We start from the raw sequence: 10,852 nt of genomic DNA, 5'->3' as shown, positions 1-10,852 counted from the left end.
CTGACGGGCTTGCAGCAGCTCAACCTGAGCGGGTGCAGCCAACTGAAGGATGTGAGCGTGCTGAGCAGCCTGACGGGCTTGCAGCAGCTCGACCTGAGCGTGTGCAGCCAACTGAAGGATGTGAGCGTGCTGAGCAGTCTGACGGGCTTGCAGCAGCTCAACCTGAGCTGGTGCAGCCAACTGAAGGATGTGAGCGTGCTGAGCAGCCTGACGGGCTTGCAGCAGCTCAACCTGAGCTGGTGCAGCCAACTGAAGGATGTGAGCGTGCTGAGCAGCCTGACGGGCTTGCAGCAGCTCGACCTGAGCGGGTGCAGCCAACTGACGGATGTGAGCGTGCTGAGCAGCCTGACGGGCTTGCAGCAGCTCGACCTGAGCAGGTGCAGCCAACTGACGGATGTGAGCGGGCTGAGCAGCCTGACGGGCTTGCAGCAGCTCGACCTGAGCGGGTGCAGCCAACTGACGGATGTGAGCGTGCTGAGCAGCCTGACGGGTTTGCAGCAGCTCAATGTGAGCGACTCCGTGGCATTGCTCGTTGGCATCCGAGATTTGCCTCTGACGTGGTGGCCTGCACTGGAGACGCTGTATGCGAATCGGTTGGGCGGAGCCCCTGTCGAGATAGGCTCAGAAAATGACTATTCCGACAATTGCCTTCCCCGCATCAAAGCTTGGTACCGCGACCTCGCCGATGGTGTCGCCTCGAATGCTGACCTGAAACTCTTCGTCCTCGGCAACGGTCGCGTCGGCAAGACGCAGACCTGCCGCCGGCTGAAAGGCGAGGGATTCGATGCCTCCATCCCGTCCACGCATGGCATCAGCCTCGGCCAGACCCGCCTGATCGAAGGCGACCCCGAGGCCGATCCACCCGAGCAGGCAGTCGATCTCCGCTTCTGGGACTTCGGCGGCCAGGATGTCTATCTGGGCACGCACGCACTGTTCCTCGACGACCGGGCGGTGTACGTGATCGCGTGGACGCCGAGCCACGAGAACACCGACGAGTGCGAGGAAAACGGCGTGCCGATGCGCAATCGGCCGCTGCGGTACTGGCTGGAATATGTGCGCTCGCTGGCCGGGCCGAACGCGCCGGTGATCGTCGTGCAGACGCAGTGCGATCGCGAACGCGACGTGAGCAGCGCGCCGCCGATACCGGCCGACCATGGATTCGAGCGACTGCGCGTCGCCGATTGCAGCGCCAAGCGTGGCGATGGCATGGCGCGGCTGATGCTGGAGCTGAAATCGGCGGCGCGGTATCAACTGGAACGGTACGGCGAGGTGCCACTGCCGGCGAACTGGGTCGCGGTCGGCGATGACCTGCGCCGGATGCGCGACGAGCAGGGGATTCGGACGCTGCCCCGCGACGCATTCGAGCGCCTGTGCGCCGAGCAGCACCAGACCGCTGTGCCGGGCGTCGTGCTGGAGTATCTGCACCGCAGCGGGCAGGTGTTCTGGAAAGAGGGCGTGTTTGGCGATCAGGTGGTGCTGGACCAGGCGTGGGCGCTGGACGGGATGTATGCGGTGCTGCACCGGGATTCGGCGCTGCCGCTGATTCGCCAGCAGTACGGGCGGTTCACGCCGCAACTGCTGGCGCTGCTGGTCTGGCAGAACCGCACCGAGGAGGAACGCCAGCTCTTCCTGTCGATGATGGAAAAGTGCCAGACGTGTTTCAAGATCGCCGAGAACACGTATGTCGCCCCGGCACTGCTGCCGCTGGAAAACGCAGTGGTGGGGCAGATCGCCGGCATCTGGCAAAGCACCGAAGCCCAAGCCGAGGTGAAGCTGCATTACGCCTTCCTGCACGAAGGCGTGCTGCGGGCGCTGCTGTGTCGAATCGGGTCACGCGCAGGCGTGCAGGCCGTTTACTGGCGCTACGGCGTGTGTTTCTACGACCAGAAGGCCGCAGGCGTCGTGCGCATCCGCAGCGAATTGCCGGACCCGAGCGGGCAGGGCGGCGGGTGGATGTCGATCGAGACGACCGGGGCGAATGCGGCGGCGCTGGCGCGGGAAGTCGTCGGGTCGATCGAGCGGATCAACATCGGCGCCAAGCCGGATGTGGTCTGGCGTGATGAAGCGCCCGCCGAACCGCGCAGTCGTGAGGTGGAGCCCGCTGAGCCGTTTGCGGCGTTGCAGCCAGGACCGCAGCCGCTGGCGCAGGGCGAACCACGGCCGGTCTACGTGTCCTACGCCTGGGGCGGCGACAGCGAACGACTGGTCGATGACCTCGAAACCCGGCTCACCGCCCTGGGTTACGCGCTGCGCCGCGACAAGCGTGAGCTGCGCCCCGGGCACTGGATCTCGGAGTTCGAGCGCGAGATCGCCCGCGCCGACCGAGTGTTTGTCGTGCTGAGTCCGAAATACCTGCAGTCGATCTACTGCATGCAGGAGCTGATCCACCTGTACGCCCAGGTGCTCGGCGACCGGGCGCGGTTCCATGACAAGGTGATCGCAGTGATGCTGGAAGAAGTCAGCATCGCCGACCCGTGTGACCGGCTCGACTGCACCCTGTACTGGCAAGACCAGCACGACAGGCTGGCCGCCAAGCTGGCCAAGGTGACGACCGCCCAGGTGGGCGACCAGACCCGCCTGAAGCTCTGGGCCTACGACGACATCCGGAACAAGGCCGACACCATCCTCGGCTGGATCGCCGACGTGCTGATGCCCCGAGGCGCCCAGGGGCTGGGCGCGGCCATCACCCTGCTCGAAGCGCGGGCCGGCGCCTGACCCGCACCGGTCAGAGAAACCGCTCCAGAAACTTCCGCGACACCCGGTCCAGCGCGTTCATGTCGCGCACCGAGAAGACGATGCCGTGGCCGCTGGTGATCAGCAGGCGGCGGCCGGGCAGGCGGCGGATGTCTTCCTCGACCTTCAGCACCAGCGTGGTGGGGCCGCGGTCGGTGTCCACCGTCCAGGTGCTGGGCGTGGAGAAGGTCGAGACCTCGCGGATGCGGCTGATCTCGGGCATGAACTCACGGTGCGCGAGTTCCTCGTCGATCAGCGCGCGCAGCGGCGGCGGCAGGTCGGCCGGGCGGTCGATCCAGACCAGCTCGTGGCCTTCGGCGCTGACCAGCGACAGGCCGGCCTCGGGCGCCGAGACGGGGAAGGCGCGCACCGGCGTGACGCCGTGGCGCGGCATGCCGTCGGCGCCGGTGTAGACCAGGCGGCCGCTGGCGTGGCGCTCGAGCGTGAAGACGGGCAGGGCGGCGGGGGCGGCGTTAGGGGTGGAGGACATCGGGAGCTGCTCGGGTTCGTTCAGTTCGTGCCGTGGGCCGAGGGCTGCGGGATCTGGTGCGCCAGCAGCACCTGATCGTGCTCGGACTCGCCGTCCTCGTCGCTCTCGGTGCGGCGGGCCTGGGCCTCGTAGAGGCGGAAGTAGTGGCCTTGGCGTGCCATCAGCTCGTCGTGCGTGCCGACCTCGACCACCACGCCGCGGTCCATCACCACCAGCCGGTCGGCCTTGCGCAGCGTCGACAGGCGGTGCGCGATGGCGATCGTCGTGCGGCCCTGCACCAGGTTGTCGAGCGCCTTCTGGATCTCCTTCTCGGTCTCGGTGTCGACGCTGGCGGTGGCCTCGTCGAGGATCAGGAGGCGCGGGTCGATCAGCAGCGCGCGCGCGATCGAGATGCGCTGGCGCTCGCCGCCCGACAGGCCCTGGCCGCGCTCGCCCACCACCGAGTCGTAGCCCTGCGGCAGGCGCAGGATGAAGTCGTGCGCGTGCGCGGCGCGCGCGGCGGCGATGATCTGCTCGCGGGTGGCGTCCGGGCGGCCGTAGGCGATGTTCTCGGCGATGGTGCCGAAGAACAGGAAGGGCTCCTGCAGCACCAGGCCGATGTGGCGGCGGTAGTCCGACACCGCATAGCGGCGGATGTCGACGCCGTCGACCTGGATCGAGCCGTCGGTGATGTCGTAGAAGCGGCAGATCAGATTGACCAGCGTGCTCTTGCCCGAGCCCGAGTGGCCGACCAGGCCGATCATCTCGCCGGGGCGGATGTCGAGGTTCATGCCGCGGATCACCGAGCGGCTGCCGTAGCGGAAGGCAATGTTCTCCAGCTTCACCGCGCCCTCGAGCCGGGTGATCGGCACCGGCTGCGCCGGCTCGGGCACGTTCGAGACATGGTCGAGGATGTCGAAGATGCGCTTGGCGCCGGCGGCGGCCTTCTGCGTCACCGAGACGATGCGGCTCATCGAGTCGAGCCGGCTGTAGAAGCGGCCGATGTAGGCCAGGAAGGCGGTCAGGATGCCGACCGTGATCTCGCCGCGGCTGACCTGCCAGATGCCGAAGCCCCAGACCACCAGCAGGCCGATGTCGGTCAGCAGCGTCACGGTGGGCGTGAACAGGCTCCAGGTCTTGTTGATGCGGTCGTTGACCGCCAGGTTGGCGTCGTTGGCCTCGTGAAAGCGCTTCGATTCGCGCGACTCCTGCGCGAAGGCCTTGACCACGCGGATGCCGGGAATGGTGTCGGCCAGCACATTGGTCACATCGCCCCAGACGCGGTCGATCTTCTCGAAGCCGGTGCGCAGCCGGTCGCGCACCCGGTGGATCATCCAGGCGATGAAGGGCAGCGGCAGCAGCGTCACCAGCGCCAGCCACGGATTGATCGAGAACAGGATCACCGCCGTCATGCCCAGCATCAGCACGTCGGTGGCGAAGTCCAGCGCATGCAGCGACAGGAAGACCGAGAGCCGGTCGGTCTCCGAGCCGATGCGCGCGATCAGGTCGCCGGTGCGCTTGGCGCCGAAGTAGTCCAGCGACAGGCCCAGCAGATGGTCGAAGGCGGTGGTGCGCAGGTCGGCGGCGATGCGCTCGGACACCAGCGCCAGCAGCCAGGTGCGCGCCCAGCCCAGGCCCCAGGCCAGCAGGCCCGAGCCGAACAGGCCGCCCAGCAGCATGCCGACCTGACGGGTGTCGATCGACTTGCCGTTCTGGAAGGGAATCAGCACCTCGTCCATCAGCGGAATCGTCAGGTAGGGCGGCACCAGCGTCGCGGCGGTGGAGGCCAGCGTCAGCAGGAAGCCCGCCAGCAGCGTCCAGCGGTAGGGCCGCGCGAAGCGCCACAGCCGCAGCAGCACCCAGGTCGAGGGCGGCGTCGTCAGCTCGCGGGTGCAGATCTCGCAGTCGTCGCTGTCGGCGGGCAGCGGCGCGTGGCAGGTGGGGCAGCGGGTGGGATCGCCCGCGTCGTCATCGTGCGCGTGGCCGGCATGCGCGAGCTGCTCGATCCGCTGCTCGAACAGACGCACCAGCCGCAGCGCCTGGACGTTCTGCGCCAGCGTGAAGCGCCACAGCGCCAGTCGCCCGCTGCCGTCATGCAGCTCGAGCGTGCCGACGCCGGCATGGTCGTGGTGCCGCAGCGACAGATCCGGCCGCAGCGGCCAGGCGCCGCGTTCGCCGATCAGCCGGTGCTCGGTGAGCTGCAGCCGGGCGCGCGCGAAGTGCAGCCGCTCGTCCAGGTCAACCTCCAGCGTGGTCAGGACGTTTTCGTTCGGCAGGAGCGGGAGGGTCGCGGACTCGACGGCGTCGGCGCGAACGGAGGCGGAGTGGGCTTGCATCGGGATTCTTCTCGGGGTGGCCGATTCTGGCCCAGCCGGATCGTGCGGCCTTGGCGCAGATGAACACGCCTCGTACAACGTCGCTGCAGCGCATCGCGCTGACCTGGCGGCTTGACGCAAGGTGAAGTCGGCACAATCACGTTCCCATCGGTCCTTCGGCGGCTACCTTCGGCACGACATGAGCAAGAAAGACGACATCAAGCTGCTGCGCATCACCTACCTGCGCGGCCCCAATGTGTGGACCTACCGTCCGACGCTCGAAGTCTGGCTGGACCTGGGCGAGCTCGAGGACTGGCCGTCGAACCGGCTGCCCGGCTTCAACGACCGGCTGACCGCGATGCTGCCGGCGCTGGTCGAGCACCACTGCGGCGTGGGCGAGCGCGGCGGCTTCCTGCAGCGCCTGGAGGAGGGCACCTGGATGGGCCATGTGCTCGAGCATGTGGTCATCGAGCTGCTGAACCTGGCGGGCATGCCCACCGGCTTCGGCCAGACCCGCAGCACCTCGCGGCACGGCGTCTACCGCATGGTCTTCCGCGCCCGCGACGAGCAGGTCGCCCGCACCGCGCTGGCCGAAGGCCACCGGCTGCTGATGAGCGCGATCAACGACGAGCCCTTCGAGGTGGCGCCGGCGGTCGAGCGGGTGCGCGAGAAGATCGACGACTGCTATCTGGGCCCCAGCACCGCCAGCATCGTCGGTGCGGCCACCGATCGCCGCATTCCGCACATCCGGCTCAACGACGGCAATCTGGTGCAGCTCGGCTACGGCTCGGCGCAGCGCCGCATCTGGACCGCCGAGACCGACCTGACCAGCGCGATCGCCGAAGGCATCGCCAGCGACAAGGACATGACCAAGACGCTGCTGAAGTCCTGCGGCGTGCCGGTGCCCGAAGGCGCGGTGGCGGACAGCCCCGAGGCCGCCTGGGACGAGGCCGAGGACATCGGCGTGCCGGTGGTGGTCAAGCCCAGCGACGCCAACCACGGCCGCGGCGTGAGCCTGGACCTGCGCACCCGCGAGGAGGTCATGGCCGCCTGGCACATCGCCGATGCCGAGGGCAGCGAGGTCATCGTCGAGCGCTACATTCCCGGCGACGAGCACCGCGTGCTGGTCGTCGCCGGCCAGGTGGTCGCCGCCGCGCGCGGCGAGACGCTGTGGGTCGCCGGCGACGGCCGCTCCAGCGTGCAGCAGCTGATCGACACCCAGCTCAACACCGACCCGCGCCGCGGCGAGGCCGAAGAATTCCCGCTCGAGACGATCCGCCTGGAGCGCGAGCCGGTGATCCGGCTGCTGCTCGAGCGCCAGGGCCTGGACGCCGGCTCGGTGCCCGAAGCCGGCCGCCAGGTGCTGATCCAGCGCAACGGCAACGTCGCGATCGACTGCACCGACGACGTGCATCCGGATGTCGCCTACCAGGTGGGCCTGGCCGCGCGCATCGTCGGCCTGGACATCGCCGGCATCGATCTGGTCACCACCGACATCTCGCGCCCGCTGCACGAGACCGGCGGCGCGATCGTCGAGGTCAACGCCGGCCCCGGCCTGCTGATGCACCTCAAGCCCGCGCAGGGCATGCCGCGCCCGGTCGGCCAGGCGATCGTCGATCACCTGTTCGCCGAGGACGCCAGCGGCCGCGTGCCGGTGGTCGGCGTGGCCGGCTCGCGCCAGACCTCGCAGATCGCGCAGATCGTCGCGTGGCTGGTGCATCTGGGCGGTCGCCATGTCGGCCTGGCCTGCCGCGACGGCCTGTTCCTGGCCGGCCGACGCGTCGGCCGTGGCGACTGCGCCGACTGGGACAGCGGCCACCGCCTGCTGATGAACCGCGAGGTCCAGGCGGTGGTGATCGAGAACGACGCCGGCGTCATTCTCGACACCGGCCTGCCCTACGACCGCTGCCATGTCGGCGTGGTCACCGACCTGGACGGCTTCGAGCAGCTCGAGCGCCACGACATCCGCGAGTCCGAGCAGATGCCGCGGGTGATGCGCACCCAGGTCGATGTGGTGCTGCCCGACGGTGTGGCGGTGCTGAACGCCGACGACGAGCGCATCGCCGACATGGCGCGCCTGTCCGACGGGGCGGTCATCCTGTACGCGACCCGGCCCGAGCCGCTGGCCGACCACCGCGCCGAGGGCGGCCGCGCCGTGCTGCTGCGCGACGGCCGCATCGTGCTGGCCACCGGCGCGAGCGAGACGGTCTGCGTCGATCTGGTGCGCCGCCGCATCACGATCGCGCCTGAAGTCGCTCTGCCGGCGCTGGCCACCGCCTGGGCGATGGGCATCAATCCGGAGCTGATGGCCGCCGGCCTCGAGACCTTCGGCTCGCGCGCGCTCTGACCTGCTGATCCCGATCGGAGAAGAACACAGATGGACGTTTCCCGCATCCGGGCCCTGCGCGGCCCCAATCTCTGGAGCCGCCACACCGCTGTCGAGGCGATCGTCTCGTGCGAGCCGGCCGAGCGCTCCCTGGTCCACCTGCCGGGCTTCGAGAGCCGCCTGCGCGCGCTGTTCCCGGCGATCGGGCCGGTGCCGGTCGGTGCGCAGCGCGCCGACGTGTCGCTGGCGCATGTGCTCGAGGCCGCGACGCTGGCGCTGCAGGCCCAGTCCGGCTGCCCGGTGACCTTCAGCCGCACCTCGGTGACGGTCGAGGAAGGCACCTACCAGGTCGTCGTCGAGTACACCGAGGAAGACGTCGGCCGGCTGGCGCTGCGCCACGCCGAGGCGTTGGTACGCGCGGCGCTGACCGGCGGCGAGTTCGATGTCGCCGCCGCGATCGCCGAGCTGCGCGAGCTCGACGAGGACGTGCGCCTGGGCCCGAGCACCGGCTCGATCGTCAACGCCGCGCTGGCGCGCGGCATCCCGATCCGGCGCCTGACGCAGGGCAGTCTGGTCCAGCTCGGCTGGGGATCGCGCCAGCGCCGCATCCAGGCCGCCGAGGTCGACACCACCAGCGCGGTGTCCGAGTCGATCGCGCAGGACAAGGACCTGACCAAGAAGCTGCTGCACGCCGCCGGCGTGCCGGTGCCGATCGGCCGCCCGGCCGCCACGCCCGACGAGGCCTGGGCGGTGGCCGAGGAGATCAGCCTGCCGGTGGTGCTCAAGCCGCAGGACGGCAACCAGGGCAAGGGCGTGACGGTCAACATCACCGACCGCGCCCAGCTCGACCGCGCCTTCGCGGCCGCCGCCGAGATCGGCGAGGTGCTGGTCGAGAAGTACCTGCCTGGCAGCGACTTCCGCCTGCTGGTCGTCGGCGACCGGCTGGTGGCCGCGGCCCGCCGCGATCCGCCGCATGTCATCGGCGACGGCGAGCACACCGTGCGCGAGCTGGTCGAGATCGTCAACGCCGACCCGCGCCGCGGCACCGGCCACGCGACCTCGCTGACGAAGATCCGCTTCGACGACATCGCCATCGCGCGGCTGGCGCTGCAGGATCTGCTGCCCGAGTCGGTGCCCGAGAAGGGCCGGCGCGTCATCCTGCGCAACAACGCCAACCTCAGCACCGGCGGCACCGCCACCGACGTGACCGACGACGTCCACCCCGAGGTGGCCGCGCGTGCGGTCGGCGCGGCGCAGATGGTCGGCCTGCATGTCTGCGGCGTCGACGTGGTCTGCGAGAGCGTGCTGCGTCCGCTCGAGGAGCAGGACGGCGGCATCGTCGAGGTCAACGCCGCGCCGGGCCTGCGCATGCACCTGTCGCCGTCCTACGGCAAGGGCCGGGCGGTCGGCGAGGCGGTGATCGACAGCATGTACGCGCCCGGCGACGACGGCCGCATCCCGGTCGTCGCCGTCACCGGCACCAACGGCAAGACCACCACCGCGCGCCTGATCACGCACCTGTTCGCCAGCAGCGGCCTGCGCGTGGGCATGACCAACACCGACGGCGTCTATGTCAACGGTCGGCAGATCGACAGCGGCGACTGCTCCGGCCCGCGCAGCGCGCGCAATGTGCTGATGCATCCGGACGTGGACGCCGCGGTGTTCGAGACCGCGCGCGGCGGCGTGCTGCGCGAGGGCCTGGGCTTCGACCGCTGCCAGGTGGCGGTGGTGACCAACATCGGCGCCGGCGACCACCTCGGCCTGAACTACATCACCACCGTCGAGGATCTGGCGGTGCTCAAGCGCGTGATCGTGCAGAACGTCGCCGCCACCGGCTATGCGGTGCTGAATGCGGCCGATCCGATCGTGGCGGGCATGGCCGCAGTCTGTCCGGGGCAGGTGATCTTCTTCGCCGCCGACCGTCAGCATCCGGTGATGGCCACGCACCGCGCTCAAGGCCGGCGCTGCGTCTATGTCGAAGGTGATCATCTGGTCGCTGCCGAGGGCGCGCGCCGCGAACTGCTGCCGCTGCGCGAGATCCCGATCACCCGCGGTGGCCTGATCGGCTTCCAGGTCGAGAACGTCATGGCCGCCGTCGCCGCAGGCTGGGGTGCCGGGCTGGACTGGGACTCGATCCGCCGCGCCCTGTCGAGCTTCGCCAGCGACTCCGACAACGCGCCCGGCCGCTTCAACGTTATGGACTACCGTGGCGCCACCGTCATCGCCGACTACGGCCACAACCCGGACGCGATGCGCGCGCTGGTCTCCGCGGTCGATGCGCTGCCGGCGCAGCGCCGCTCGGTGGTCATCAGCGGTGCGGGCGACCGGCGTGACCAGGACATCCGCGAGCAGACACAGATCCTGGGCGCGGCCTTCGACGACGTCATCCTCTATCAGGATGCCTGCCAGCGCGGCCGCGCCGACGGCGAAGTGGTGGCGCTGCTGCGCGAGGGGCTGCAAGGCGCGGCCCGTACAAAGCAGGTCGACGAGATCCGCGGCGAGTTCGTCGCGATCGACCTGGCGCTCGAGCGCCTGCAGCCGGGCGACCTCTGCCTGATCCTGGTCGATCAGGTCGAGGAGGCTCTGGCCTATCTGGCGCGGCGCATCCGTGGTGCCGCCGCTGGCGGCTGAGCGCAGGGCAGCGGGGGAGGGGCGTGGTGCCGCGGGCTCTGCCCGCCGGCGTCCGCAGTACCCTCGAAAAATTTTTGGCGAAAGTGCTTGCGCGACCCGAAAAGATCGTACTAGAATAGCGTTCTTCGCTGCTGCAGAACAAAAGAAACGCGACGCAGCAAACAAAGCGAAAAAAGCTCTTTAAAAATCAACAGCCGATAAGCGTGGGCGTTTGAGGCGAGTGTCTCGGATCTTCGGATCCGGGTCCTTGTGACCTTAAACGCTCATGGATAGAGAAGTGAAGTTCACTTCAATTCCTTGAGCAAAACAAGATCGAACTGAAGAGTTTGATCCTGGCTCAGATTGAACGCTGGCGGTATGCCTTACACATGCAAGTCG

Annotated in this window: 5 protein-coding genes and 1 rRNA gene; 4 read left to right on the top strand and 2 right to left on the bottom strand. The window is 69.0% G+C overall.

Features of this window, described 5'->3' with window-relative positions; all coding sequences use genetic code 11:
• Positions 1 to 2,715, top strand: a 2,715-nt coding sequence (locus HZU84_RS19530; protein WP_180693101.1) for a leucine-rich repeat domain-containing protein, incomplete at its 5' end; no start/stop codon positions are given.
• A 10-nt stretch (positions 2,716 to 2,725) separates the two neighbouring features.
• Here HZU84_RS19530 and HZU84_RS19525 read toward each other — a convergent pair.
• Entirely contained in the window at positions 2,726 to 3,223 is a 498-nt protein-coding gene (locus HZU84_RS19525; protein WP_149505095.1) for a cyanophycin metabolism-associated DUF1854 family protein, read from the bottom strand.
• 20 nt (positions 3,224 to 3,243) lie between these two features.
• The gene (locus HZU84_RS19520) at positions 3,244 to 5,538 is read right to left on the bottom strand and encodes a cyanophycin metabolism-associated ABC transporter (protein WP_149505096.1); all 2,295 of its coding nucleotides are present in this window, start codon (positions 5,536 to 5,538) and stop codon (positions 3,244 to 3,246) included.
• 178 nt (positions 5,539 to 5,716) lie between these two features.
• On the opposite strand from HZU84_RS19520, the gene HZU84_RS19515 reads away from it, so the two are divergent.
• From HZU84_RS19515 to HZU84_RS19505, 3 genes are all read left to right on the top strand, one after another.
• Positions 5,717 to 7,864, top strand: a complete 2,148-nt coding sequence (locus HZU84_RS19515) for a cyanophycin synthetase (RefSeq protein WP_149505097.1) — start codon at positions 5,717 to 5,719, stop codon at positions 7,862 to 7,864.
• A 30-nt stretch (positions 7,865 to 7,894) separates the two neighbouring features.
• Positions 7,895 to 10,474 carry a cyanophycin synthetase gene (gene cphA / locus HZU84_RS19510; protein ID WP_149505098.1) on the top strand — a complete coding sequence of 860 codons (2,580 nt, stop codon included), beginning with the start codon at positions 7,895 to 7,897 and terminating at the stop codon, positions 10,472 to 10,474.
• Positions 10,475 to 10,788: 314 nt separating this feature from the next.
• Positions 10,789 to 10,852 (top strand): 16S ribosomal RNA (locus HZU84_RS19505); the annotation flags it as partial.

The organism is Sphaerotilus sulfidivorans (genome assembly GCF_013426975.1).
In the GTDB taxonomy this organism is placed as follows: Bacteria; Pseudomonadota; Gammaproteobacteria; order Burkholderiales; family Burkholderiaceae_C; genus Sphaerotilus; species Sphaerotilus sulfidivorans.
This window is presented reverse-complemented; position numbering and strand designations above follow the sequence as displayed.

What these genes read in the sequence shown, in the direction of transcription:
- HZU84_RS19525 (WP_149505095.1), bottom strand. Translation starts at nt 3,223, where the DNA reads ATGTCCTCCACCCCTAACGCCGCCCCCGCCGCCCTGCCCGTCTTCACG.
- HZU84_RS19520 (WP_149505096.1), bottom strand. Translation starts at nt 5,538, where the DNA reads ATGCAAGCCCACTCCGCCTCCGTTCGCGCCGACGCCGTCGAGTCCGCG.
- HZU84_RS19515 (WP_149505097.1), top strand. Translation starts at nt 5,717, where the DNA reads ATGAGCAAGAAAGACGACATCAAGCTGCTGCGCATCACCTACCTGCGC.
- cphA (WP_149505098.1), top strand. Translation starts at nt 7,895, where the DNA reads ATGGACGTTTCCCGCATCCGGGCCCTGCGCGGCCCCAATCTCTGGAGC.